Source organism: Actinomycetes bacterium, assembly GCA_036000965.1.
In the GTDB taxonomy this organism is placed as follows: Bacteria; Actinomycetota; CALGFH01; order CALGFH01; family CALGFH01; genus DASYUT01.
In genome coordinates this window covers 48042-72992 of sequence record DASYUT010000124.1, presented here as the reverse complement: position 1 = coordinate 72992, position 24951 = coordinate 48042, and the positions used below count along the sequence as shown (strand labels likewise).

Sequence of the window (24951 nt, the reverse complement as noted above, 5' to 3'; positions counted from 1 at the left end):
CACCTGGCTCGGCCGGCTCCCCGCCGAGCCCGACCGGGCCGCCCCTCTTCCAGGCAAGGCTCGCAGTGCGCCCGCCGGGCTCATGCCCGCGTCACCTCAGGCACGCCGAACAGCCCGGACGGGCGCACCAGGAGCACGACGAAGATGATGGCGAGCGGCACGAGCACCTTCAGGTCGGCGCCGATGGCGCTCACATAGGTGCCGGCCAGGGTCTCGGTCACGCCGATGATCCAGCTCCCCACGACCGCCCCGAGCGGGGAGTCGAAGCCGCCCAGGGCCGCGCCCGCGAACGCGTAGATGAGCACGCCGCCCATCAGGTTCACGTCGAGGAACAGCCGGGGTGCGACCAGCACTCCGGCCAGCGCGCCGAGCAGCGCGGCGAGCCCCCAGCCGAGCATCAGCAGCCGCCCCACGCGGATGCCGACCAGGCGGCTCGAGTCGGGGTTCTGGGCGGCCGCGCGCATGGCCAGGCCCAGCTTGGTGCGCTGGAACAGCAGCCACAGGAGCCCGACCACGCCGAGCAGCACCGCGATGATCCCGAGCGACTCGATCGACAGCGCCACCCCGCCAAGCCCCACGGTGCCGCTGGGGAAGATCCGCGGGAAGCCGCGGTTGGTGAACCCCCAGATCCACCCGGCCGCGGCGTTCACCACGATGAACAGGCCGAGGGTGACGATCACCACGGTGAGCGGGCGGCCGCCCTCGACCGGGCGGATGACCACCCGCTCGACCGCCATGCCGCCGAGGAACGACAGCACGAACGCGCCGAGCAGCGCCAGCCACAGCGGCCGGCCGCTGTCGTGCAGCCCCCAGGCGATGAAGGTGGAGAACATCGCCATCTCGCCTTGGGCGAAGTTCACGATCCCGGTCGAGCGGAAGATCAGCACCAGCGCCAGCGCGAGCGCCCCGTAGACCGACCCGTCGGCGATCCCATCGACCACGACCTGCAGGAACTGTCCCATGCCCGCTCCTTCAGTAGCCGAGGTAGGCCCGGCGCACCTTCTCGTCGGTCTTGACCTCGCTGGCCGGGCCGGCGAGCACCATGCGGCCCGCCTCCAGCACGTAGGCGCGGTCGGCCAGCTCGAGCGCGAGGTTGGCGTTCTGCTCGACCAGCAGCATGGTGGTGTGCTGCTCCCGCTTGACCCGGCCGAGCACCTCGAACAGCTCGCGGACGACCAGCGGCGCCAGCCCCAGCGACGGCTCGTCGAGCAGCAGCAGCCGGGGTCGCAGCATCAGCGCCCGGGCGATCGAGAGCATCCGCTGCTCGCCGCCGGAGAGGCTGCCAGCCGCCTGGCCGCGTCGGTCCGCGAGCCGGGGGAACACCCTGTACCAGCGGTCGAGGTCGGCCCGCACCCCGACGGCGTCGCGGCGGAGGTAGGCGCCGAGCCGCAGGTTCTCGTCGACGGTGAGGGCGGGGAAGGTGCCGCGCCCCTCGGGCACGTGGGCCACGCCCAGCCGCACGATCCGCTCGGTCGCCAGCCCTGCCAGGCGGTGGCCGTCGAAGGTGATCCTGCCGGTGGCCCGCACCATGCCGGTGAGTGCCCGCAGGGTGGTGGTCTTGCCGGCGCCGTTGGGGCCGAGGACCGCGACCACCCCGCCCTCCTCGACGGCGACGTCGACGCCGTGCAGCGCCCGCACCGGCCCGTAGCTGGCACGCAGGCCCTCGACCTCGAGCAGGGTCGTCACCGGCGCCCCATCCTCACGAGCGAGGCCTCCGGTGCGCCCGCCGGGCTCGCGGGCGCCTCCGCTTCACGAGCGAGGCCCCTGGTGCGCCCGCCGGGCTCATGCCGGCACCCCGAGGCGGGCTCACGCCGGCACCCCGAGGCGGGCTCACGCCGGCACCCCGAGGTAGGCCTGGACCACCGCGGGGTCCTCGCGCACCGCCCCAGGCGCCCCCTCGGCGAGCTTGCGGCCGAAGTCGAGCACCACGACCTTGTCGGACATGCGCATGACCATGCCCATGTGGTGCTCGACCAGCAGCACGGTGAGTTCGCCGTCCCCCCGGGCGGCGCCGATCACCCCGGCCAGCTCGTCGACCTCGCCGTGGGTCAGGCCGCTGGCGGGCTCGTCGAGCAGCAGCAGCCGGGGCGCGGCGCCGAGCGCGCGGGCCAGCTCGATGCGCTTGAGCGTGCCGTAGGGCAGCCCGGCCGCCGGGCGGCCGGCCAGGTGGGCGAGGCCGAGGCGCTCGAGCACCTCGTCGGCGCGGCGGCGCAGGGCGCGCTCCTCGCGGCGGACCGGGGGCAGGCGCAGCGCGGTCGCGGCGAACCCTGCCCGGCAGGCGTGGTGGCCGCCCAGCATCACGTTCTCGCGGACGGTGAGCGAGCCGAACAGCCCGAGGTGCTGGAAGGTGCGGGCGATGCCGAGCCTGGCCACCTGGTGGGGCTCGAGCGCCAGCAGGTCGTGCCCGTCGAGCTCGACCCGCCCGCCCTGGGGTCGGGTCAGTCTGCTGATGCAGTTGAACAGGGTGGTCTTGCCGGCGCCGTTGGGGCCGATGAGGCCGCACACCTGCCCTGGCTCCAGCTCGAACGACACCGCGTCCAGGGCGGTCACGCCGCCGAACCGGACCGTGAGCCGATCCACCCGCAGCAACGGCATTGCAGCCCCTTCTCGGGCTGTGGTTGATTTATCTCAGATGCCTGGAACGCCAAGTATGCTCAAAGGCGTTCGGCAACGTAACCCATCGATCGGGATGGGGCGACCGCCGCGACCGCCGCGACGCTGCGGGCGGTCCGTCAGCCCGCGCCGATGCAGACGAACCGGCCGACGCCGCCATCGCCGACGCGGCCGCGGCGCCGCGCCGGATGAGAGGCGGCCGGGGCTGCTCGTCCACGACCCTCCGCTACCATATGAGGGCAGGAGGTGAGGGACATGTCCGGCGAGCCGTGGAGCGATGACGACGAGCTCCTCGCCCTGCTCGGCCGGGCGCTGCGGGTCGCTCCCGGTGCCTCTCGCGAGGCTCCCGGTGCCCCTCGCGAGGTCGTCGAGGCGGGCAAGGCGGCGTGGGCGTGGCGCAACATCGACGCCGAGCTGGCCGCCCTCACCCATGACTCGGTGCTCGACGACGAGCTCGCCACGGTGGCCACCCGGTCCGAGCGGGCCCCACTCCGAACTATGACGTTCCAGTCCGCGGAGCTGACGATCGAGGTCGAGGTCACCGACGACGCGCTGCTCGGGCAGTTCGTGCCGGCGCAACCCGGCCAGGTCGAGGTCGTGGTCCAGCAGGGCGGCAGCACGGCGCTGACCGTCGACGAGGTCGGCTTCTTCGTGGTCCGTCCGATCCCGTCGGGTCCGTTCCGCCTGCACTGCCGGACCGCCGAAGGCACCAGCGTGGTGACCGACTGGACGACGCTCTGACCGCCTGCCTGGCGGCCTGTTCCACGCCTTACTCATCCATCCGCCTCTCGCCCGTTTGCGGCACCTCAGGTCCGTAGCCGGCTTGGCGCGTCAGTCGTCGAGGACCGCCAGGTCGAGCTGGCGCAGGCGCGCGAGGATCGAGGATGTCGATTTCGGCGATCTTCCCGTGCGTGACCGTGAAGCCGAAGACCACACGCGGCCGTCCGCCCGGCGCCCACACGGCTCCCACGGCTCCGTTCACCAGCGCCGGTCGTGCGAACCGGGCACGCCCCGAGAACTGCTCGGCCACGGCCGCCGCACCGCGGACCCCCCTCGACGCGCCCGCAGCCACGGCCGCGCGGTCGGCTCGGACCACCACGTCGGGGTCGAGCAGCGCGACCAGCGCGTCGAAGTCGCCGCCGCGCGCGGCAGCCAGGAAGGCGTCGACCACCGCCCGCTGGCGGGCGCGATCGGCGTCGGGGACGGTGGCAGCGCCCTGGACCCGGCGGCGTGCCCGGCTGGCGAGCATCCTGGCCGCGTTCGGGGAGCGCCCCAGGATGGCGGCGATCTCGTCGAAGGGCACGGCGAAGGTGTCGTGCAGCACGAACGCCAGCCGCTCGGCCGGCGCCAGCGTGTCCAGGACCACCAGCAGCGCCAGCCCGACCCCCTCGGCCAGCAGCGCCTGCTGCTCGGGGTCGGTCCCGTCCTGGCGGCGCACGACCGGGTCGGGCAGGTGCACGCCCAGCGGCTCCTCGCGCCGCGACGTGCGCGCGCGCAGCACGTCCAGGCACACCCGCGCGACCACCGTGGTCAGCCAGCCGCCGAGGTTGGCGACGCCGCTGGTGTCGGCGCGGCCGAGCCGCAGCCAGGCCTCCTGCACGGCGTCGTCGGCGTCGCTCGCCGAGCCGAGCATCCGGTAGGCCACCGCCCGCAGGTGGGTCCGGTGCGCCTCGAACCGCTCCGCCAGCCAGTCGTGCTCGTCCACCGTTACCTTCTTCTGTCGCCATCCGTCATCGCAGTGACGGACCAGACCCAGCCGGTGTACCACAACGAGTGTGGGGAGCTCTTCATGACGTCAGGTCTCCGGACGGTCATCTGTCCTGTCAAGGACCTGGCTCAAGCGAGACGCTGTACGGCAAGCTCCTGGGTGTAGCGCCCTCCATGGACCAGGCGTACTACGTCCAGTTCGATGTCGCAGACCAGAACGTCGGTCTGGATCCCGATGGCCACCGCAAGGGCATGACGGGGCCTGTCGGCTACTGGCACGTTGACGACATCAAGGAGAGTCTCAAGGGTCACAGGCCGTACGACTCGAGCAGGCGCAGCCAGACCTCGCTCACCGTCGGGAACGACGGCACCGCATGCCACAGCCGCTCCAGCGGCACCTCGCCGACGACCGCGACCGTCGCCGAGTGCAGCAGTTCCGCGATGCTGTAGCCGGTGAACGTGGCGCCCACGACCACCTTGCGATCCTCGTCGACGACGAGCTGGCTCGTGCCGGCGGGCCGCTGGCCGGCCACGGCCGAGCCGGCCACGTTCCCGGTCGGGTAGGTCACCACCTTGACCTTGATCCCCTGGTCGCGGGCCTGCTGCTCGGTCAGCCCGACGGCGGCGACCTGCGGGTCGGTGAACATGACCCGCGGCACGGCCCGGTGGTCGGCGAACGCCTCGACGTGCTTGCCCAGGATGTGGTCGGCGCACAGGCGCGCCTGGTACTTCCCCTGGTGGGTGAGGAGCGCGCGGCCGTTGGCGTCACCGATCGCGTAGAGCCAGCCACCGGGCACGCCGCTGGCCCGGAGCTGGTCGTCGACGTCGACGAACCCGCCGGGCTCGAGGCCGACGGTGTCCAGGCCGAGGTCGCCGGTGCGGGGCCGCCGCCCGGCCGCGACCAGCAGCTCGTCGCCGTGCAGCGCCGAGCCGTCGTCGAGCGTGAGCGTGACCGGGCCGTCCTTGCCCGCACGGCGGCAGGCGGCCACGGTGGTGCCGCAGCGCACCTCGATCCCCTCGGCCTCGAACACCTGCCGCAGCTCGACGCCGGCGAACGGCTCCTCCCTGGACAGCAGCCTGCCCTCGCGGGAGACGATGGTGACCGCCTCGGCGCCCAGGCGCTTCCAGGCCTGGCCCAGCTCGACGGCCACGACCCCGTCGCCGAGCACCAGCAGCCGCCGCGGCACCTGCTTGGCCGCGGTCGCGGCCCGGCTGTCCCAGACCCGCATGTCGCGCAGCCCAGGGATCGGGGGGATGCTCGCGGCCGACCCGGTGGCGACCACCACGGCGCGGCGGGCGGTGAGACGCCGGGTCCCGTCCTTCCCTTCGGCGTGGACGACCCGCTCCCCGGCCAGGCGGCCGTGGCCCCGGACGAGCTCGGCGCCGACCTCCTCGACCCACTTGACCTGGTCCTCGTCGTCGTAGTGGTGGACGATCCGGTCGCGCCGGGCCAGGGCGGCGTCCACGTCCAGCTCGCCGGTGACCGCCTCGCGGGCGCCGGGCACGCGCCGGGCGGCGGCCAGCACCTCTCCCGGGCGCAGCAAGGCCTTGGAGGGCATGCAGGCCCAGTAGGAGCACTCGCCGCCGACCAGCTCGGCCTCGACCAGCGCCGTGCTCAGCCCCCCCTCGCTGCACCGCCCGGCGGCGTTCTCGCCCGCCGGTCCGGCGCCGATCACGATGACGTCGAACTCCTCTGCCATGGCGTCCTTCCTTGGTCGGGGCGGCCGCGAGCCGGTGGATGCGGCGAAACCAGGTCCACCCAGCGCGTCAGACGCGCTCGAGGACGACCACCGGAATCTGCCGGTCGGTCTTCTGCTGGTACTGGTCGTAGGCGGGCCAGATGTCGGTCATCAGCTTCCACAGGCGCGACCGCTCCTCCGGGCCGGCCGTGCGGGCGCGGGCGCGGAACCGGTCGCCTTTCACCTGCACGTCGACCTCAGGATGGTCGACGAGGTTGCGGTACCAGTCGGGATGGCGTGGAGCGCCGCCCTTGGAGGCCACGACCACGTAGTCGTCGCCGTCCCGACCGAGGATGAGCGGCGTCGAGAACGGCTTGCCGCTGCGGCGGCCGGTAGTGGTCAGGATCAACGTCGGGACGCCGTTCCAGAGGTAGCCGACGTCACCGTCGGTCTCGCGGTAGCGGCGGACGTGTTCTTGCCCGAAGAGCATGGAACCCCCTCGGCATCGCTGGATGGACGGTTGAAGGATGCACCGTGAGCTGTACCTTGACACACGGCGACACACGCGGCGCACACCTTGGCCCGGAATATCCACCGGCTGAAACGCGCTTGAACCGCGGGGTCGAGCCGTTCGACCCTATGCCGACTCCTGCCACCATCTGAGAACGCCGCTCGTGACATCGCCACTCGCCGACCTGCAGGCACGCCTGCCCGCCCTGATGCTGCGCGACCAGCGCCGCCTGCAACGCCGGATCGACGTCGCCCGCAAGCTCCGGGACCCCGAGGCCCGGCTGGCCAGCACCAGCACGATCGCCGCCGACGTCGACGCGGCCGAGCTACGCGTCGCGCGGCGACGCGCGCGCGTGCCCACGGTCGGGTATCCCGAAGCTCTGCCGGTCAGCCAGAAGAAGGACGAGATCCTGGCCGCGGTGCGCGACCATCAGGTCGTGATCGTCGCCGGCGAGACTGGCTCCGGCAAGACCACCCAGCTGCCGAAGATCTGCCTGGAGCTCGGACGGGGCGTGCAGGGGCTGATCGGGCACACCCAGCCGCGTCGGCTGGCGGCCCGGACGGTGGCCGAGCGCATCGCCGAGGAGCTGGGGACGCCGCTGGACGGCGCGGTCGGCTACGGCGCCGTCGGCAGCGTCGGCTACAAGGTGCGGTTCACCGACCAGGTCGGCGACGGCACGATGGTCAAGCTGATGACCGACGGCATCCTGCTCGCCGAGATCCAGCAGGACCGCCTGCTGTGGCAGTACGACACGCTGATCGTCGACGAGGCACACGAGCGCAGCCTCAACGTCGACTTCATCCTCGGCTACCTCAAGCGGCTGCTCCCCCGCCGGCCAGACCTCAAGGTGATCATCACCTCGGCGACCATCGACCCGGAGCGGTTCTCCCGCCACTTCGACGACGCGCCGGTGCTCGAGGTCTCCGGCCGGACCTACCCGGTGGAGGTCCGCTACCGGCCCGTCGTCGACGACGCCGACGACACCGACCGCGACCAGATCCAGGCGGTCTGCGACGCGGTGGACGAGCTGCGCGCCGAAGGGCCAGGGGACGTCCTGGTCTTCCTGAGCGGCGAGCGGGAGATCCGCGACACCGCCGACGCGCTCAGGCAGCAGCACCTCCCCGACACCCAGATCCTGCCGCTGTACGCGCGGCTGTCAGCGGCCGAACAGCACCGGGTGTTCCAGCCGCACGCCGGGCGCCGGATCGTGCTGGCCACCAACGTCGCGGAGACCTCGTTGACGGTCCCGGGCATCAGGTACGTGATCGACCCGGGGACCGCACGCATCTCCCGCTACAGCCACCGGACCAAGGTGCAGCGCCTGCCGATCGAGCCGATCTCGCAGGCGTCGGCGAACCAGCGCAAGGGACGCTGCGGGCGCACGTCGGATGGGGTCTGCATCCGCCTGTACGCCGAGCAGGACTTCGTGTCACGCCCCGAGTTCACCGACCCGGAGGTCCTGCGCACCAACCTCGCCTCGGTCATCCTGCAGATGACCGCGCTCGGACTGGGCGACATCGCCGCCTTCCCGTTCATCGACGCGCCCGACCGGCGCAGCGTCAAGGACGGCGTCCAGCTGCTGCACGAGCTGGGCGCGCTCGACCCGGCCGAGAAGGACGCTGGCAGGCGCCTGACGCCGCTGGGCCGCAAGCTGGCGCAGCTGCCGGTCGACCCGCGACTGGCGCGCATGGTGGTGGAGGCCGACCGGAACGGCTGTGTCCGGGAGGTCATGGTCGTCGTCGCCGCGCTGTCCATCCAGGACCCGCGCGAGCGACCCGCGGACAGGCAGCAGGCGGCCGCCGAGAAGCACGGCCGCTTCGCCGACAAGGACTCCGACCTCCTGGCCTACCTCAACCTGTGGCAGTATCTGCGCGAGCAGCAGAAGGAACTGTCGTCCAGCCAGTTCCGCAAGCTGTGCAAGGCGGAGTTCCTGCACTACCTGCGGGTGCGCGAGTGGCAGGACCTCTACGGGCAGCTCCGGCAGGTGGCCAAGGCCCTCGGGCTGTCGCTGAACAGCACGCCCGGCGACCGGCAGGCGATCCACCTGTCGCTCCTGGCCGGCCTGCTGTCCCACATCGGCCTCAAGGACGGCGAGAAGCAGGAATACCAGGGAGCGCGCGGCGCCCGGTTCGCCATCTCCCCGGGCTCGGCGCTGTTCAAGAGGACCCAGCCCCGGTGGGTGATGGCGGCCGAGCTGGTGGAGACGTCCCGGCTGTGGGGGCGCACCGTCGCGCGCATCGAACCGGAGTGGGTCGAGGCGCTCGCCGGGCACCTGGTCAAGCGGAGCTACAGCGAGCCGCGCTGGGAGAAAACCCGGGGCGCGGTGATGGCCGACGAGAAGGTGACGCTGTACGGGGTGCCGATCGTGGCGGCGCGGCGGGTGAGCTACGGCCGGGTCGACCCGGCGCTGTCGCGGGAGCTGTTCATCCGCCATGCCCTGGTCGAGGGTGACTGGCAGACCCAGCACCGCTTCTTCCACGAGAACCGCGAGCTGCTGGAGGAGGTCGAGGAGCTGGAGCACCGGGCGCGCCGGCGCGACATCCTGGTCGACGACCAGACGTTGTTCGACTTCTACGACCGGCGCGTCGGCCGGGACGTGGTCTCCGCCCGCCACTTCGACAGCTGGTGGAAGAAGGCCCGCGCGACCCAGCCGGACCTGCTCAGCTTCGAGAAGTCGATGCTGATCAAGCAGGGGGCGGACGGCGTCGACGAGCGCGACTACCCGGACGCCTGGCAGCAGGGCGGCCTTGCGCTGCGGCTCTCCTACCAGTTCGAACCGGGTGCCGACGCCGACGGGGTGACCGTGCACGTCCCCCTGCCGGTCCTGAACCAGGTGACCGGCGACGGCTTCGACTGGCAGGTCCCGGGCCTGCGCGAGGAGCTGCTGACCGCCCTGATCAGGTCGCTCCCCAAGCCGGTGCGCCGCAACTTCGTGCCGGCGCCCGACTACGCCAGGGCGGTCCTTCAGCGGGTGGCGCCGCGGGAAGGACCCCTGCTGGACGTGCTGGCGCGCGAGCTCGAACGCATGAGCGGCGTGGCCGTGCCGCCGGGCAGCTGGCAGCTGGACCGGGTGCCGGATCACCTGAAGGTCACGTTCCGGGTGGTGGACGAGCGGCACCGCACCCTTGCCGAAGGCAAGGACCTGGAGGGATTGAAGCTGCGGCTGAGGGAGAAGCTCCGGGCCGCGCTCGCCGTGGCCGTGGACGGCATCGAACAGCAGGGGCTGCGCACCTGGAGCCTTGGCAGGCTGCCGCGGTCGGTCGAGCAGCGGCGCGGCGGCCGGGTGGTGCGGGCCTACCCGGCGCTGGTGGACGAGGGAGGCAGCGTCGCCGTCCGCATGCTCGAGAGCGAGGCCGAGCAGCAGCGCGCCATGTGGCAGGGCACGCGCCGCCTGCTGCTGTTGCAGGTCCCCTCCCCGGTCAGGTTCGTCCTGGGACGCCTGTCCGGCAGGGCCAAGCTGACCCTCAGCCAGTACCCGCACGGGAGCCCGGCGGAGCTGTTCGATGACTGCGTCAGCTGCGCCGTCGACGCGTTGACGGCCGAGTGCGGCGGGCCGGCCTGGGACGAGGACGGGTTCGCCACGCTGCACGACAAGGTCCGCGCCGAGTTGGCCGACACCACCCTCGACGTCGTCACCGACGTCGAGCGCATCCTCGCCGTCGCCGACGACGTCGACGAGCGGCTGAAGGGCACGGCCAGCCCCGCGCTGACGCCGGCCCTGGCCGATGTCAGGGCGCAGCTGTCGGAGCTGGTCTACCCGGGCTTCGTGACCGCAACCGGACGCCGGCGGCTGCCGGACGTGCTGCGCTACCTGCGCGCCGCCGGCCACCGTCTCGAGAAGCTGCCGCACGACCCCCACCGCGACCGGGAGCAGATGCTGCGCGTCCGGCAGCTGCAGCAGGCCTACGAGCGGCTGCTGGACGAGCTGCCGATCGACAGGCCTGCCGGGGAGCCGCTGCAGCACATCCGCTGGATGCTCGAAGAGCTGCGGGTGAGCTACTTCGCCCAGACGCTGGGGACCCCGTACCCGGTGTCCGACAAGCGGATCCGCCGGGCGATGGAGTCGAGCCGCTGACCCGCTCGCCCGCCTGCCAGAGGAGGGCATGCTTGGCAATGCGAACACGGCCAGGCTGGCCGGGGTGGCAGCTGGCGCCGCCCTGGTCGCAACGGGACTGATGCACCTGCTGCTGCTCTTCATCCCCCGTCCGTGGCAGTTCTTCACCTGGATCATGTCGCTGGCGACGCTCGCCGCAGTGCTCCTGCCCTTCACGACCGGTGCCCGCACCGGCACGAAGATCGCCACCGCGGCGATCTACCTCGCCATCGGCGCCGCGATCGGGTCGCTGGTCTCCGGGGTCGCGGCGAGCGCCGTCCGCGTGGGCAGGGAGGACCGACCGTAAGCCGGATGATCCTTGAAGGCTTCCCGCCATGTCAGCACTCATCATCGCCACGGTCGCGCTCGTCCCCGCCTGCATGTTCGGCATCCTCGCGCTGAGCTTCTGGCTCGAGGACTGGCTCGCCCGCCGCCGCTGACCGTTCTCCCTGCTCAGGCCCCTGTGGAACGGCGAATGATCATGGAGACGGACCACCAGGGCCGACGGTCAACGACTGGGCCGACGTGTCAGCGCCGCTCGGCCAGGTAGGCCCGGCCCAGCTCGCGCAGGCGCCGGTGGGCACCGCCGTAGACCTCCCGGACCGGCAGCAGGTCCTTGCGGAGCTTGGACACGAACGTGTAGTTGGGGTCGACCACGTTGGCCACCGGCGCCTCCACGGCCTGGGTGATGAGCTGGTAGGCGTCGAGCTGGTCCAGGCCCCAGGCCTGGCCGAGCCACTGCACGAGATCGACCTGGGAGATCCGGAAGGCGTCCTCCAGGGGACGGGCCGACCCCGTGCTCATCAGGTGGCTGTCGCTCTCCAGCCGGGGCCAGGGCGTGGCCGCCCCCTTGACCAGGTCGACGGCGACCACCGTGTCCATGGCCGCCTCGACCGCCACCCCACAGCTCTCGCCCTCGCCCTGCCGGCAGTGGCCGTCGCCGATCGAGAACAGCGCCCCCTCCACGTTCACGCCCAGGTAGCAGGTCGTGCCGGCCCGCATCTCGGGCGTGTCCATGTTGCCGCCGTGGGCGTCGGGCACCAGCGACGAGCGGGCCTCGAAGGAGGCCGGGGCGACCCCGACCGTCCCGTGCATCGGGTCGAGCGGCAGCTCGACGGCGAGGTCGCCGCGCCGGGCCCGGAAGGTGACCGTGCGCCGCTTGCGGGTCCACCTCGTAGATCCAGACCACCTCGGGCAGCGGCTCGGCGAGCAGGGCGGTGGCGTGGGTGCCGGTCAGCGCCCCGAACAGCGGCACGGTGGTGGAGGCGGCCCAGTCCCTGGACGGCTCGATGGACACGAAGTGGAGGGCGAGCGTGTCCCCGGGCTCGGCCCCCTCCACGTAGAAGGGCCCGGTCTGCGGGTTCACGAAGGGGAACTCGACCACCCGGGAGACGAGGTCGTCGGGGCCCCGCACCCGGCCGGCAAAGCAGTCCTCGGTCCACAGCTCCAGGACGGTGCCGGGCCTGACCCTGCGGACCGGCGGCACGCCGCCGAACGTCCAGGCGAACTCGGCCGGCTCCGGCCGGTAGGTGAGCACCTCCATGCGGCCTCCTTCGCACTCACACGGGCGTGGTCGCGGCGGCGGGCTCCTCGACGAACACCCTGCCGGTCTCGCGCAGCCGCTCCGGCCGCCTGGTGACGAGCACCACCAGGTAGACGAGGCCGATCGCGTACCAGACGCCGACCACGGGCCCGACCAGGCTGATCGGGTACGGCAGGGCGCTGACGAAGTCGAACGCCTCGATTCCCACCGCGGTCAGGAAGGCGGGCAGGAAGGCGGCGATGCCGAGGACCGGGACCAGGCCGTGGAGCAGGGGGTTGAACTCGGCCCGCCGCTCGCGCAGGTAGAAGACCAGGCACGCCAGGTTCACCACCATGTAGATGGCGATGATCACCGCGGTGACGATCGTGCCGACGATCGCGAAGGCGGTCAGCGGGTCGTACTGCAACCCCAGCCACAGGGCCACGCCCACCCCGACCACGAACTGGACGACGACGGCGACGTCGGGGGACCGCCAGTGCGGGTTGACGTGCTCGAGGGGCCGCGGCAGCAGCCGGATCCGGCCCATGGCGAACCAGGTGCGGGTAGCCGCGTTGGCGTTGGCGATGGCCGAGTTGGCGATGGCCAGGAACACCAGCACCCAGCCGGCGCCCCAGGCGCTGCGGGCCAGGAAGTCCCATGGGTTGCCGCTGCCTGCCTTGGGAAACCCGGCGAACTTCTCCGGGCCGAAGAACACCGTGGCCGCATAGGTGGTGAGGACGTAGAACAGCCCGATCGACAGGCACGAGTAGACGACGGCGAGCCGGATGGTGCGCTGCGGGTCCTTGGCCTCCTCGGCCAGCGGTGCCGCGGCCTCGAAGCCGATGAAGGCCAGGATGGTGTAGACCGAGCCGGCGATCACGCCCGACAGGCCCTCGAAGCCCTCGGCGTTGGCGAAGTCGGTGCCGAACACCCGCAGGGTGTTGGCGTCGCCCGCCTTGACGATCAGGGTGACGGCGAGGGCCGCGAACACCAGGATCTCGAACAGGCCGAGGACCGTGCCCGCGCCGGTGCTCAGGCGGATCCCGAAGTACCCGAGGACGAACACCACCACGGCGGCGGCAAGGGCCGCCACCACCCACGCAGGTGTCGTAGCTCCAGCCGAGCTCCTGGTTGAGGGTGCTGGCGACCACGTTCCCGAAGATCAGGAACAGCAGGGGCGCGACCAGCGGCTCGACGAAGGCATAGCCCCTGAGCGATCCGCCGTGAGCATGCGGGATTACCCCGCCTCGACTGCTATCGGCGCTGGGTACGAGCGAGGAGCAGCGCGCCGAGCAGGCCTGCCAGCAGCGATGCCGCGAGAATACCGACCTTGGCCGCCTCCTGGCCCGACTCGGTCTGGAACGCGAGACCGGTGATGAACAGCGAGACCGTGAACCCGATCCCGGCGAGCGCGGCGACCCCGATCAGCTGGCTCCAGCGGACGCCCTCCGGGAGCAGGGTGATCCCGATCCTGGTCGCCATCCAGGTGAAGACGGTGACGCCGACTGTCTTCCCGACGACCAGGCCCGCCACGATCCCCAGGGTGACGCCGCTGGTGACGGCATCGGCCAGGCTCGACCCGCCGATGGCGACGCCGGCGTTGGCCAGGGCGAAGACGGGGATGACGGCGTAGCTGGTCCACGGGTGGAGCAGCTGCTCCAGCCGTGCCAGGGGGGAGACCGCCTCGCGCGACAGGCGTGCCAGGTGGAGCCAGTGGTGGGCGTCGGCGTCGGGCGGGACGGGGTGGTCCACCGTCTGATCGGCGACCCGATGCGCCTCCAGGCTCACCGCCTTCGGACGCTGGAAGGCGACCGCGGGCGTCGCCAGGCCCAGCGCGACTCCGGCGATGGTCGCGTGGATGCCCGACTCGAGCGTGGCCAGCCACACGCCCACGCCGAGCGCCACGTACACCACCGCCCAGCGCACGTGCAGCAGCTGGAGGACGAGGATCAGCGCGAGCAGACCGCCGGCCGCCAGCAGCGCTCCGACCGCGATGGTCCCGGCGTAGAAGACGGCGATGACGAGGATCGCGCCGATGTCGTCGACGATGGCCAGGGCGAGCAGGTACGACCTGAGCGCCGCCGGCAGCCCCCGACCGACGATCGCCAGCACGCCGAGGGCGAAGGCGATGTCGGTGGCCATCGGGATGCCCCAGCCGCGTGCCGCCTCACCGCTTGGGTTGATGGCGAGGTACAGCAGGGCGGGGACGACCATGCCACCCAGCGCGGCGATGGCGGGCAGGACCGCCGCCCTGGGCTCGCGAAGCTCACCTGTGCGTAGCTCCCGCTTGATCTCCAGGCCGACCACCAGGAAGAACAGGGTCATGAGCGCGTCGTTGACCCAGTGCCGCAGGTCCTCCGACAACGACCAGCCGCCAAGTCGGAGGGTGAGCTCGGTGTGCCAGAAGGCGTCGTAGGAGCCACGCCACGGGGAGTTCGCCCAGATCAGGGCGGTGACGGCCGCCACGAGCAGCAGGATGCCGCCGGCCTCCTCGGTGTGCAGGAAGGCCTGCAGGGGTCGGAGGACCAGGCGTGGGACCGGGCCGGCGCTGCCGGACCAAGGCACCCGGATCCTCTCCTCTGCCGAGAGGCTCCGCTCGTCATCCGGATCCATCTTGCCCCCGTGAAGCTAGGAAGAGGTGATCCTGAGGCCGCTCCGCCAGCAGCCATGCCCCACGGGCCAGAGTCCGTACGCGCGCATGACGCTGAACGTGCTTGGTGCCGGCCCGTGGTCGGCAAGGGCGGCGTTCTGCTGCGATCAGGCCTGGCCTGGCTGGCGCAGATTCCTGGAGGCGCCGAGCATGCGAGGCTGGCGGATCATTCTTCCTTGTCTCCTGACGCCGATGGTGCGCTGGTGGCTGGGTCCTGGCCGCCTCCGGCTGTGGGGTGGGAGCCGACGGCGGGCTGAGGGATGCCGCGTAGGGTGTCGACCAGCCGCAGGAGCTCGACCGGCAGCGGGAAGATGAGGGTGGAGTTCCGCTCGGCCGACACCTCGACCATGGTCGACAGCACCCGCAGCTGCATCGCCGCCGGGTGGTTCTCCAGCACGACGGCCGCCTCACCGAGCGCGCCGGCGGCCTCGCGCTCGCCGAGGGCGTGGATGACCTTGGCGCGCCGGTCGCGTTCGGCCTCGGCCTGGCTGGCCATGGCCCGGCGCATGGTCTCGGGCAGCTCGACGTCTTTGACCTCGACCAGGGTGACCTTGATCCCCCAGGCGTCGGTCAGCTGGTCGATGATCTGTTGCAGCCGCTGGTTGATCTCGTCGCGGTTGATCAGCAGCTCGTCCAGGTCGACCTGGCCGAGGATGCTGCGCAGGGTCGTCTGGGCGATCTGGGAGGTGCCGAACAGGTAGTTCTCGATCGCGACCACCGAGCGGACCGGGTCGACCACGTTGAAGTAGGTGACGGCGTTGACCTTGACGGTGACGTTGTCGCGGGTGATGACGTCCTGGGGTGGAATGTCCATCGTCACGGTGCGCAGCGAGACCTTCACCATGCGGTCCACGACCGGGATGATGAAGAACAGCCCCGGGCCCTTGGCGCCGATCACCCGGCCCAGCCGGAAGATCACCCCGCGTTCGTACTCGTTGACGATCCGCACCGACATCGCCAGCAGAACCAGCACGACGGCAAGCGCCAGTGCCAGGCCGATGGTCAGGCCGCTCATGAGGTTCCCTCCTCAGGGTCGACGATCAGTTCCAGGCCCTCCAGGTCAACGACCCGAACGGTTTGCCCCGGTGTCAGCGGGGCGCCGCGGCTGCGGACGGTCCACCAGGCACCGTCCAGCAGCACCTGCCCGGTGGGACCCTCAGCGGTCCGCACGGTGACCTGGCGGCCGACCAGGGCTTCCCGGCCGCTGATGCTGGGGGCATGCCGCGCCCGCCAGGCCAGCCGGCCCGCCAGCACCGACCCGCCACCGACGACCAGCGCCACCGGGACCAGCACGGCCGGGTCGATCCCGACCGCGCCGTCGAACAGGAACAGCCCACCAAGCACCAGGGCGACGGTGCCGCCGGCGGCGAACACCCCCACCCCGGGGACGAACAGCTCGGCGACGAACAGCGCGGCCGCCAGCGCCAGCAGCAGCAGCCCGACCAGGTTGATCGGCAGCACCGACAGCGCGAAGAAGCCAAGCAGCAGGAAGATCGCCCCGGCGATGCCGCCGAAGCCGACTCCCGGGTTGGCCAGCTCGTAGATGATCGCCAGCGTGCCAAGCGACAGGAACAGAAACGCCAGGTTGGGATCGGCCAGCAGCTGCAGCAACCGGCGAAACACCCCGAAGCCCTGCTCGACCACGGTGGCACCGGCCGTCTCCAGGGTGACGGTGTTCCCGGAGGCGACCCGGACGCTGCGGCCGTCCAGCTCCTGGAGCAGCTCGGCGCGGCTGGCGGCGAGCAGGTCGACCGCGTCCAGCCGCACGGCCTCCTCGGCCGTGACCGCGCGGCCCTTGCGGACGGTGTCGATGGCGAACTGTTTGTTGCGGCCACGTTGGGCGGCGACGGTCTCGGCGAAGGCGGCGGCGTCGTTGAGCACCTTGTCGGAGATCTCGCCGCCCTGCAGGTCGACCGGGGTGGCCGCGCCGATTGTGGTGCCTGGGGCCATGGCGGCGAGGTTGGCCGCGAAGGTGATCAGCGCCCCGGCCGAGGCGGCCCGCGCCCCCGATGGGGTGACGTAGACGACCACCGGGACGTCGGCGCCGAGGAACGCTTTGATGATCTCCCGCATGGAGGTGTCCAGCCCACCGGGGGTGTCCAGCTCGACCAGGTAGGCGGCATGCCTGTCCCGCTCGGCAGCGGCGACGCCGTCCACGAGGTGATCGGCGATCACTGGGGTGATCGTCCCGTCGACGCGGGTCACCAGCACGGTCGATGCTTGAGCGGTAGCCCCGCCGGGGAAGCCGACCGACCAGGCCAGGGCGGCGGCGAGCAGGAACGCCGCCGCGAGCCGGCTGGGACGCGGACCGCGCTCGGCCGGCATGGCATCGGCTGCGCTGGCGACCCATGCCGCCGCACGAACCACCGTGCACTCCTGACCTGTCGACGATGTCAACTGCCGACCAGGCTTCCCGGCGCACCACCGCAAGTCTAGCAGCAACCCGCCGGCGCCCGCGTGGGCAGCCGCTGGCCTGGGCCGGTGTCGCGCATCTGCGGCTTGCCTCTGGTCCCAAAGGCGGCAGGCAGACATGGACGACCGCCTCGTCGAGGTGGTGTCCGCCTGCCGCATCGCCGACGGTGACGTAAGGCGACGGAGGTCGTTGCACCAGGGCGGGCTATGCCTGCGATCCGGCCTTCCCAGGCTCGGTTCCAGACTGCTGCCGAGCGTGGCGGTGCCACGTCGGCTTGGCGCCCTCCGGCCGGGTTGTTATGCTGCTGGTGGTGCGCCGGGAAGCCTGGTCGGCAGACGTTGCTCGCTGTCGACCAGGAGCCGTGCGTGAGCACCATCCCCTCTGGATTCTTTGCTCGTGGCGTCGTCTTCGTCCTGACGCGCCCGCTCCACCTGTTTATGGGCACTGAGGCGCGCGGCGCGCTGCTGCTGCTGGTGGCGACCGTGGCCGCGCTGGTGTGGGTGAACTCGCCGTGGGCGGCCAGCTACGAGACGCTGTGGTCGACCAGGCTGTCGGTCCAGGTGGGCGAGGCCGAGCTGGCCAAGGACCTGCGCCACTGGGTCAACGACGGGCTGATGGTGCTGTTTTTCCTGGTGGTTGGCGTGGAGCTCAGCCGCCAGCTGAAGCTGGGCGAGCTGCGCGACTGGCGGGCCATGACCATGCCCGCGGTGGCCGCGGCGGGTGGCGTGGTCGTGCCGGCGCTGCTGTACCTGGCCTTCAACCCCAGCGGCCCGGCCGCGCGCGGCTGGCCGATCGCGCTGGCGGGCGATCTCGCGCTGGTGCTGGGCGTGCTGGCCCTGGTCGGGCCGCGCTGCCCCCCGCAGCTGCGCGTGCTGCTGCTGACGCTGGTGCTCGTCGGCGACATCGCCGCCATCGCGGTGATCGCGCTGCTCAACGCTGAGGTGGTGAACCTTCTGGCGGTGGCGGTGGCGCTGGAGCTGTTCGCGGTGGTCACGGTGCTGCGGCTGCTGCGGGTGCTGCGCACCTTCGCCTACCTGGTGGTCGGGGTCGCGTTGTGGGTGGCGACCTCGACGTCCGGAATCCACCCGGCTATCGCCGGGCTGCTCCTGGGCGTGGTGCTCACCGCCTACCCGCCGGTGCCAGCCGAGGTGCTCCGTGGTGTCCGGTTCGGCCGTTGGTTCGAGCCGGACCCGACCCCGGCGATGCTGTGGGAAACCCCGTTGGGTGTCGGTGAGGCGGTCCACCCGATCCAGCGGCTGCAGGACCTGTTGCATCCTTGGTCCAGCTACCTGGTGGTGCCGGTGTTTGCGCTGGCCAACGCCGGGGTGGCGCTGGATCGCGACATGCTGGCTCGGGCGGTCGGGTCGCCGATCACGCTGGGTGTTCTCGCGGGGCTGGTGGTGGGCAAGCTGGTGGGAATCGTCGGCGCCTCGCTGCTGGTGGTCCGGGTCGGGCTGGGAACGCTACCGCGGCTGGTCACTCGCCAGCAGCTGGCGGCTGCGGCCGCCCTGGCTGGCATTGGCTTCACGGTCGCGTTGTTCGTCACCGACCTCGCCTTCACGGATCGGGTGGCCGAGGAGGAGGCCAAGGTCGGGATCCTGGTCGCCTCGGCGGCGGCCACCACGATCGGCTGGCTGCTGTTCCGCATGCCAGTTCGTCCTTCCGGCCGCCGGCCGCACGTTGGCGGCGCCCCGCCAGCTGGCGGCGCTGGCGGGGCAGGGAGGTGAGCCAGCCGGTGCGTGCGCGTGACCTTGCCATCACCTATCCGTCGCTGACGCCGGACGCCCCAGCGGAGGAGGCGGCCCGGCTGCTGGCCGAGGAGCCGGTGGAGGGCGTGTTCGTCCAAGACCAGCACGGCGGCCTGCAGGGGGTGGTGTCGGACACGGCGCTGCTGGCGTTCCTGCTGCCCCGCTATCTGGCCGAGGACCGGGCGCTGGTCGGGGTGCTGGGCGAGGACGTCGCTGATGCGTTGTGGCAGCGGCTGCGCGGCCGACCGGTCCGGGAGCTGCTGCCGGCCTCATCGGCCGGGTTGGCCGAGGTCGACGCCGACGACACCCTGGTCAAGGTCGCTGCGACGCTGGTCCGCGGCGGCGCCTCCCTGGTGGTGGTCCGCGACCGTGATGGCCGGCTGTTGGGCGGCATCACCACCTCCCGGCTCATCACCCGGCTGCTGGGGGCGCGGTGAGCGCGACGCTGGCGGTCGGCGTCTTCCTCGGCGCCTACGCGTTGATCGCCAGCGAGAAGGTCAACCGGGTGGCGGTGGCGCTGGGCGGCGCCGGGCTGATGCTGGCCCTGGGGCTGCTGTCCTCGGCCGACGCGTTCCACTCCGAGCGGTTCGGGATCGAGTGGGACGTCATCTTCCTGCTGCTGGGCATGATGGTCATCGTCGGCGTCATCAAGCAGACCGGCCTGTTCGACTACCTGGCGATCTGGTCGGCCAAGCGCGCCGGCGGGCGGCCGTTTCGCATCCTGGTGACCCTGACCACCATCACCGCGGTCGCCTCGGCGCTGCTGGACAACGTCACCACCGTGCTGCTGGTCGCCCCGGTCACCTTCCTGATCTGCGAACGCCTGGACATCCCCGCGGCGCCGTTCCTGATCGCCGAGGCGTTGGCCTCCAACATCGGCGGCACCGCCACCCTGATCGGCGACCCGCCCAACATCATCATCGCCAGCCAGGCCGACCTGTCCTACACCGACTTCCTGGTCCACCTCGCGCCGCTGGTGGTGGTGCTGATGCTGCTGTTTGTCGCCATGAGCCGCTGGCTGTTCCGCAACGCGCTGGTCTACCGGCCCGAACGCGCCCGCGAGCTCATGACGCTGGAGGAGCGGGAGGCGCTGACCGACCGGCCCCTGCTAATCCGCTCCCTGCTGGTCCTAGCGCTGGTCACGGTCGCGTTCGCGCTGCATGGGGTGCTGCATTACGAGCCGTCGGTGGTGGCGCTGCTGGGTGCGGGGCTGCTGCTGCTGGTCGCCCGGCGTGATCCTGGGCCGTTCCTGCGTGAGGTGGAATGGCCCACCCTGGCGTTCTTTGCGGGCTTGTTCGTGATGGTCGGCGCGCTGATCAAGACCGGCGTGATCGCCCAGCTCGCCGAGGCCGTCGCCGCCGCGACCGGGGGGAGTTTGTGGGTTGGCAGCATGCTGCTGCTGTGGGTCTCGGGGGTGCTGTCGGCGATCGTGGACAACATCCCCTATGTGGCCACCATGGCGCCGGTCACCGCCACCCTCGTCCAGGACCTGCAGGGCGATGGGGATGCGACGGTGCTGTGGTGGTCGCTGGCGCTGGGTGCCGACCTTGGCGGCAACGCCACCGCCATCGGCGCCAGCGCCAACGTGGTCATCCTCGGCCTTGCCCAACGCGCCGGCCAACCCATCCGCTTCCTGGAGTTCACCCGCTACGGCGTGGTGGTCGCGGTCGCCACCACGCTGGCCTGCGTGCCCTACCTGTGGCTGCGCTACTTCGCCTTCACCTGAACCCGCACCCGGCCATCCCAACGACCCCCAAGAGACGGCGCGAGCATCCACCGATGGACGACAGGATCCGGCAAGGACACGACCCGGAATGGCGGCTCGCCTTCCACGATCGCCTCGACCATGCCGCCCGGGCTCGGGTACTGCAAGCAGTCAGCGCCGGGGAGAGCCTTCCCGATCCCCATGAGGCAGCCATTGCGGCCGGGTTGGCCCACCGACAGCAACGCTTGCTCCTTCGCCATGCGCTGATCATCCTGCCGCTCCAGGTCGGGCTCACCCTGACCTGGCTCGCCATGCTCCTGCCACCAGCGCGGCTGCCCGCCGCCTTCCGCTGGATCTGGGCGGTCGTGCTCACCCTGCTCGTCGGCGTGGCACCGCTGCTGCTCCGACACCAGTACCTGACCGCCCGCCACACCATCGAAGCCAACCAGCGGGCCGGCCGCTCATGAGCGATAGCCGCTCCCCTTCCGGCATTCGTGACCGGGTTTCCACGTCCCTCGGCCGTCCCGTTCGCCGCTGACCGGTCGCCGATCCGCCGGGCCGCGGCCCGGCGTGCGTGGCCGGCTTGGGGTGCGCGGGACCGTGACGGTGGCTCTCAGCGGAGGTCGCGGCGGCGGAAGGCCGCCCAGCCGATCAGCACGACCGGCACCGACACCACAACTGGCAGGACGATCGCGGCGACCGCGGGTCCTTCCGCGAGCATGTTGCGGTCCAGGTACCAGTGCCAGGGTGTGATGGCACGCAGCGGCGCCAGGGCGCCGGTGAGGCTGAGCAGGCTCTGGACGAGGTAGCCGCCGACCGCCACGGCAGTGGCCACCGCGATCGCGGGTCCCCGTCGGCCGGTCGCGGCGCCCACCGCAAAGGCGACGCTGGCATGCAGCAGGGCGATGCCGAAGACCCCGGCGCAGGCACCCAGCAAGCCGGTCAGCGACACGCCGTCCAGCACCTCGAACGGCGCGCCGAAGGCGACCAGGGCCAGGGTGAACGCCGCCACAAGGACGACCAGCAGCGCCACGATTGCCAGGTAGCGTTCGGCCGCGACCCGGCGGCGGGTGACCGGGTTGGCCAGCAGCGGCTCCAGCGTGCCGGCCTCCTCGCTGCCGCCGATGGCCTGCGCGCCGGCGCCGATGCCGAACACCAACACCACCAGCGGTGCCAGGCTGGCGAACAGCCGGGCGTGCAGATAGCCGGGCGGGGAGGTCAGCGGCACCCCGGCTTCGTAGCCGATCACGTCCTTGAAGCCCTCGCGGGTAGGTCGGCGATCACCTGGTCGAAGGACGCCTGGCCCTTGATCGAGGGGTACAACGCGACCGTGAACAGCACCAGCGCCAGCAGCCCACCGATCCACCACAGGGTCGACCGGCGGCGGTCACGGAGCAGCCGGGCGGCCACGATCACGGCTGCTCCCCCTGGTAGTAGCGCAAGAAGACGTCCTCCAAGTCGGCGTGGTGGGTGATGACGCGGACCACCTCCAGCCGCGCGGCGGCCTTGATGACCTGGTCCACCGAGCCCTCCACCACCAGCTGCACGGTCCCATCGCTGGCGTGGACCTCCACCACGCCAGGGACACCGACGAAGTCCGCCGGGTCTGCCGGCCCGGCCACGTGCAGGTCGATGCGCTGGCGGGCCTGCCGGCGCAGCTCCTGGACCCCGGCGACCGTCACCAGGCGGCCCGCCCGCAGGATCGCCACCCGCCGGGCCAGCACCTCCACCTCGGGCAGCGCGTGGCTGGACAGGAACACCGTGGCGCCCTCGCCCACCAGCTCCCTGATCAGCAGCTGGAACTGATGCTGCAGCAGGGGATCCAGGCCCGAGGACGGCTCGTCCAGCACGAGCAGCTCCGGGCGGTGGGCCACCGCCTGCACGATGCCGACCTTGCGCCGGTTGCCGGTGCTGAGCTCGCCCACCGGTCGGGTGGGGTCCAGGTCGAAGCGTTCCAGCAGCATCGCCACCCAGCGCGAGTCGTGGCCGCCACGCAGCCGGCCGTAGAAATCGAGCAGATCGGTGGTGGTGTAGCGAGGGTCGATGGAGAGCTCCGCGGGCAGGTAGCCGATCCTGGCCCGCACCCGCGGGTCCGCCCCGGAGCCGCCGAGCAGCTCCGCGCGGCCTCGTGTCGGCCGGATGAAGTCCAGCAACAACCGGATCGTCGTCGTCTTGCCGGCGCCGTTGGGCCCCAGATAGCCGAACACCTCGCCCTGCTCGACGGCGAGATCGAGATCCTCCAGCGCACGGACCGACCCGAAGTGCTTGGTCAGCCCCTGGATACGGATCACGGGCTCGCTCGGCATCGGGCGCCTCCAGCCGCAATCGTCAGCCACAACAGCGATGCCGACCCGACTTCCCGGCGCACCACCCGAACCATAGCAGGCGGCTTGGCTGCCGCGCACTGAACCCGACGCGACCACCGAGCTCCTGCTCGGGAACCCGACGCGAACCTCCCACGGCGTTGCTGACCTGTCCGCCGACCGTCCCACATCGGGCGTCTCGGCCTGCCGCCACCTGTATGGGCGGCGGCAGTTCGACGGCACCCCAACCCCCAGTAGGATGCCCCAATCGCGGTCTGTGCCAGGCCGCACCACCGGAAAGGACAGCCATGATGGTCACCGTAGGGCTGCTTGTTCGCCTAGTCGCCAAGCCCGGGAAAGAGGCCGAGGTGACCAGCTTTCTGGAGGGAGGGCTGTCGCTGGTCGACGAGGAACCGGCAACGATCGCGTGGTTTGCGATCCAACTTGGCACGTCGGAGTTCGGCATCTTCGATGCCTTTCCCGACGACGCGGGCCGGCAGGCACACCTGGCGGGCCGGGTCGCAGCCACCCTGATGGCGCAAGCCCCTGAGCTGCTGGCGCAGCCACCGGTGATCGAGCCGGTCGATGTCCTTGCGGCCAAGCTACCCGGATAGCTGCCCCATCGGGAGCCTCCTCGACGAGCCTGACCTGCTGCTGACCAGGTCTCGAGCGGCAGTCTGGTCGGCACGTGACTGGTGTACTCGGGAGCCGACCGTGCGGATGCAACCCTTGTTCGCTGACTGTCGCGACGCCCACCTCCGGCGAACCGGCGCGGCCCGGTGATCCAGCTGCTCGTCGGCTTCGGGGTGGGGCTGCTGCTGCTCGCCAAGGCCTCCGACTACTTCGTCGTCGGCTCGGCCCGGCTGGCCACCAGGCTGCGTGTATCACCGGTGTTCATCGGTGTGGCCGTCATCGGGTTCGGCACCAGCGCGCCTGAGCTGCTGGTCTCCGGGTTGGCCGCCGCGCAGGGCAGCACCGAGCTGGCCGTCGGCAACGTGGTCGGCTCCAATGCCGCCAACATGACCCTGGTGCTGGGCATCGCCGGGCTGATGGCCGTGGTGCCGGTGCGTTCGGCAGTGCTGCGCTGGGAGGCGCCGCTCAGCGTTGGCGCCGTGCTGGCCTTCGCCGCCCTCGTCCCCGGCGGGCTCAGCCTCGCCGAGGGCGCGGTACTGCTTGGGCTGCTCGCGGCCGCGCTGTGGCTGCTGCTGCGGGCGGCCCTAGCGGGCAAGGTGGACGTGCTGGCCGGCGAGGTCGGCGAGTACGTGGACGGCACCATCCAGCACTCGTTGCGGGCCGAGCTGATCCGCACCGGGATTGGGCTGGTCGGCACCCTCGCCGGGGCGCAGCTGCTGGTCTGGGGCGCCGCCGGGCTGGCCTCCAGACTCGGTGTGCCGCCGGAGGTGATCGGCTTCACCCTGGTAGCGGTGGGGACCTCCCTGCCCGAGCTGGTCACCGCGATCCAGGCGCAGCGCCACAACGAACCGGACCTGCTGGTCGGCAACCTGCTGGGCAGCAACCTGTTCAACAGCCTTGCCGTCGGGGCAGTGATCGGGCTGGCCGGTGCCGGCGCACGGGCACCCGTGGTGCCCACTACACAGGTCGTGGTGATGGTGGTGACGAGCCTGGGGGCATGGCTGCTGCTCGCCAACCAGGCACGCCTGGACCGCTGGGAGGCCGGGCTGCTGCTAGCTGGGTACGCCATAAGCCTCCCTCTCATTGTCCTGCAGTAGCACACCCCCCGAGCGTGTCACGAGCAGTATCGGGTCGGCGTTGCCATCCTCGGAGGCACACCGTCAAGGGCGCCAGCGGCAACAACCTCAGCGACCGGCGGTCCTGACCAGCCACGCGTCCAGAAAGCAAAGCACGGTAGCAATGACCGCTGCGCTGCCGTGCCTGACGCTGGTCGACCGAGTACTCCTCGTAGGGCAGAAACGACGGCAGCCGCAAATCGAAACGGTGAGGCACGCGATCCCGATGGCAAGCAGCACAGGTTCGGGTCCGACCAGA

Annotated in this window: 22 protein-coding genes and 2 pseudogenes; 10 read left to right on the top strand and 14 right to left on the bottom strand. The window is 71.5% G+C overall.

The window, feature by feature from the left end; all coding sequences use genetic code 11:
* Positions 1-80: 80 nt before the first annotated feature.
* The 3 genes from VG276_10550 to VG276_10540 form a co-directional block, all read right to left on the bottom strand.
* The gene (locus VG276_10550) at positions 81-962 is read right to left on the bottom strand and encodes a branched-chain amino acid ABC transporter permease (protein ID HEV8649819.1); all 882 of its coding nucleotides are present in this window, start codon (positions 960-962) and stop codon (positions 81-83) included.
* Positions 963-972: 10 nt separating this feature from the next.
* Positions 973-1686, bottom strand: coding sequence for an ABC transporter ATP-binding protein (locus VG276_10545; GenBank protein ID HEV8649818.1), 714 nt, complete (start codon positions 1684-1686; stop codon positions 973-975).
* 144 nt (positions 1687-1830) lie between these two features.
* Entirely contained in the window at positions 1831-2595 is a 765-nt protein-coding gene (locus VG276_10540) for an ABC transporter ATP-binding protein (protein HEV8649817.1), read from the bottom strand.
* Between the two features lie 273 nt (positions 2596-2868).
* Between VG276_10540 and VG276_10535 the strand changes: the two genes are divergently transcribed.
* The gene (locus VG276_10535; protein ID HEV8649816.1) at positions 2869-3354 is read left to right on the top strand and encodes a hypothetical protein; all 486 of its coding nucleotides are present in this window, start codon (positions 2869-2871) and stop codon (positions 3352-3354) included.
* A gap of 28 nt (positions 3355-3382) precedes the next feature.
* Here VG276_10535 and VG276_10530 read toward each other — a convergent pair whose 3' ends face one another.
* Positions 3383-4318 (bottom strand): sigma-70 family RNA polymerase sigma factor, encoded by a 936-nt coding sequence (locus VG276_10530; protein ID HEV8649815.1) that lies wholly within the window; start codon positions 4316-4318, stop codon positions 3383-3385.
* An 84-nt stretch (positions 4319-4402) separates the two neighbouring features.
* Between VG276_10530 and VG276_10525 the strand changes: the two are divergent.
* A pseudogene (locus tag VG276_10525) lies at positions 4403-4623 on the top strand (glyoxalase).
* A 5-nt stretch (positions 4624-4628) separates the two neighbouring features.
* Here VG276_10525 and VG276_10520 read toward each other — a convergent pair.
* A complete protein-coding gene (locus tag VG276_10520) occupies positions 4629-6020 on the bottom strand; it encodes an NAD(P)/FAD-dependent oxidoreductase (GenBank protein ID HEV8649814.1) in 1392 nt (463 codons plus the stop codon).
* Between the two features lie 67 nt (positions 6021-6087).
* A complete protein-coding gene (locus VG276_10515; protein HEV8649813.1) occupies positions 6088-6489 on the bottom strand; it encodes a nitroreductase family deazaflavin-dependent oxidoreductase in 402 nt (133 codons plus the stop codon).
* Positions 6490-6673: 184 nt separating this feature from the next.
* Between VG276_10515 and hrpA the strand changes: the two genes are divergently transcribed.
* Complete coding sequence (gene hrpA / locus VG276_10510; protein HEV8649812.1) at positions 6674-10585, top strand: ATP-dependent RNA helicase HrpA; 3912 nt, start codon at positions 6674-6676, stop codon at positions 10583-10585.
* Positions 10586-10613: 28 nt separating this feature from the next.
* Entirely contained in the window at positions 10614-10910 is a 297-nt protein-coding gene (locus VG276_10505) for a DUF6069 family protein (protein HEV8649811.1), read from the top strand.
* Positions 10911-11131: 221 nt separating this feature from the next.
* On the opposite strand, the pseudogene VG276_10500 reads toward VG276_10505, so the two are convergent.
* The 5 genes and pseudogenes from VG276_10500 to VG276_10480 form a co-directional block, all read right to left on the bottom strand.
* A pseudogene (locus VG276_10500) lies at positions 11132-12146 on the bottom strand (acetamidase/formamidase family protein).
* A 16-nt stretch (positions 12147-12162) separates the two neighbouring features.
* On the bottom strand, positions 12163-13221 hold the full coding sequence (locus tag VG276_10495) for an APC family permease (GenBank protein ID HEV8649810.1): 1059 nt from the start codon (positions 13219-13221) through the stop codon (positions 12163-12165).
* 158 nt (positions 13222-13379) lie between these two features.
* Complete coding sequence (nhaA, locus tag VG276_10490; GenBank protein ID HEV8649809.1) at positions 13380-14690, bottom strand: Na+/H+ antiporter NhaA; 1311 nt, start codon at positions 14688-14690, stop codon at positions 13380-13382.
* Between the two features lie 251 nt (positions 14691-14941).
* Complete coding sequence (locus VG276_10485; GenBank protein ID HEV8649808.1) at positions 14942-15790, bottom strand: SPFH domain-containing protein; 849 nt, start codon at positions 15788-15790, stop codon at positions 14942-14944.
* The gene (locus VG276_10480) at positions 15787-17142 is read right to left on the bottom strand and encodes a nodulation protein NfeD (GenBank protein ID HEV8649807.1); all 1356 of its coding nucleotides are present in this window, start codon (positions 17140-17142) and stop codon (positions 15787-15789) included. Before VG276_10480 ends, VG276_10485 begins: the two co-directional genes overlap by 4 nt.
* Before the next feature lie 411 nt (positions 17143-17553).
* Here VG276_10480 and nhaA (VG276_10475) point away from each other — a divergent pair, with 411 nt between their 5' ends.
* The 4 genes from nhaA (VG276_10475) to VG276_10460 are packed head-to-tail and all read left to right on the top strand — an operon-like array spanning position 17554 to position 21108.
* Entirely contained in the window at positions 17554-18915 is a 1362-nt protein-coding gene (nhaA, locus tag VG276_10475; protein ID HEV8649806.1) for a Na+/H+ antiporter NhaA, read from the top strand.
* 8 nt (positions 18916-18923) lie between these two features.
* Positions 18924-19373: a CBS domain-containing protein gene (locus VG276_10470; protein HEV8649805.1), complete on the top strand. Its 450-nt coding sequence runs from the start codon at positions 18924-18926 to the stop codon at positions 19371-19373.
* A complete protein-coding gene (locus VG276_10465) occupies positions 19370-20662 on the top strand; it encodes an ArsB/NhaD family transporter (GenBank protein HEV8649804.1) in 1293 nt (430 codons plus the stop codon). Before VG276_10470 ends, VG276_10465 begins: the two co-directional genes overlap by 4 nt.
* Before the next feature lie 53 nt (positions 20663-20715).
* The gene (locus VG276_10460; GenBank protein ID HEV8649803.1) at positions 20716-21108 is read left to right on the top strand and encodes a hypothetical protein; all 393 of its coding nucleotides are present in this window, start codon (positions 20716-20718) and stop codon (positions 21106-21108) included.
* A 146-nt stretch (positions 21109-21254) separates the two neighbouring features.
* Here VG276_10460 and VG276_10455 read toward each other — a convergent pair whose 3' ends face one another.
* Genes VG276_10455 through VG276_10445 form a run of 3 tightly spaced genes read right to left on the bottom strand, consistent with a single transcriptional unit; the run spans position 21255 to position 22947 of the window.
* Positions 21255-21890, bottom strand: coding sequence for an ABC transporter permease subunit (locus tag VG276_10455; protein ID HEV8649802.1), 636 nt, complete (start codon positions 21888-21890; stop codon positions 21255-21257).
* Positions 21887-22057, bottom strand: coding sequence for a hypothetical protein (locus VG276_10450; GenBank protein ID HEV8649801.1), 171 nt, complete (start codon positions 22055-22057; stop codon positions 21887-21889). The genes VG276_10455 and VG276_10450 overlap by 4 nt, the downstream gene beginning before the upstream one ends.
* Complete coding sequence (locus VG276_10445; protein HEV8649800.1) at positions 22054-22947, bottom strand: ABC transporter ATP-binding protein; 894 nt, start codon at positions 22945-22947, stop codon at positions 22054-22056. Before VG276_10445 ends, VG276_10450 begins: the two co-directional genes overlap by 4 nt.
* 308 nt (positions 22948-23255) lie before the next feature.
* Between VG276_10445 and VG276_10440 the strand changes: the two genes are divergently transcribed.
* Positions 23256-23558 (top strand): antibiotic biosynthesis monooxygenase, encoded by a 303-nt coding sequence (locus VG276_10440; protein ID HEV8649799.1) that lies wholly within the window; start codon positions 23256-23258, stop codon positions 23556-23558.
* A gap of 165 nt (positions 23559-23723) precedes the next feature.
* Positions 23724-24674, top strand: a complete 951-nt coding sequence (locus tag VG276_10435; GenBank protein ID HEV8649798.1) for a calcium/sodium antiporter — start codon at positions 23724-23726, stop codon at positions 24672-24674.
* Positions 24675-24951 lie beyond the last annotated feature (277 nt).

Coding starts and splice junctions, on each gene's coding strand:
- VG276_10515 (HEV8649813.1), bottom strand. CDS start 6,489: ATGCTCTTCGGGCAAGAACACGTCCGCCGCTACCGCGAGACCGACGGT.
- VG276_10440 (HEV8649799.1), top strand. CDS start 23,256: ATGGTCACCGTAGGGCTGCTTGTTCGCCTAGTCGCCAAGCCCGGGAAA.
- VG276_10485 (HEV8649808.1), bottom strand. CDS start 15,790: ATGAGCGGCCTGACCATCGGCCTGGCACTGGCGCTTGCCGTCGTGCTG.
- VG276_10460 (HEV8649803.1), top strand. CDS start 20,716: ATGGACGACAGGATCCGGCAAGGACACGACCCGGAATGGCGGCTCGCC.
- VG276_10540 (HEV8649817.1), bottom strand. CDS start 2,595: ATGCCGTTGCTGCGGGTGGATCGGCTCACGGTCCGGTTCGGCGGCGTG.
- VG276_10550 (HEV8649819.1), bottom strand. CDS start 962: ATGGGACAGTTCCTGCAGGTCGTGGTCGATGGGATCGCCGACGGGTCG.
- VG276_10505 (HEV8649811.1), top strand. CDS start 10,614: ATGCTTGGCAATGCGAACACGGCCAGGCTGGCCGGGGTGGCAGCTGGC.
- VG276_10445 (HEV8649800.1), bottom strand. CDS start 22,947: ATGCCGAGCGAGCCCGTGATCCGTATCCAGGGGCTGACCAAGCACTTC.
- VG276_10520 (HEV8649814.1), bottom strand. CDS start 6,020: ATGGCAGAGGAGTTCGACGTCATCGTGATCGGCGCCGGACCGGCGGGC.
- VG276_10535 (HEV8649816.1), top strand. CDS start 2,869: ATGTCCGGCGAGCCGTGGAGCGATGACGACGAGCTCCTCGCCCTGCTC.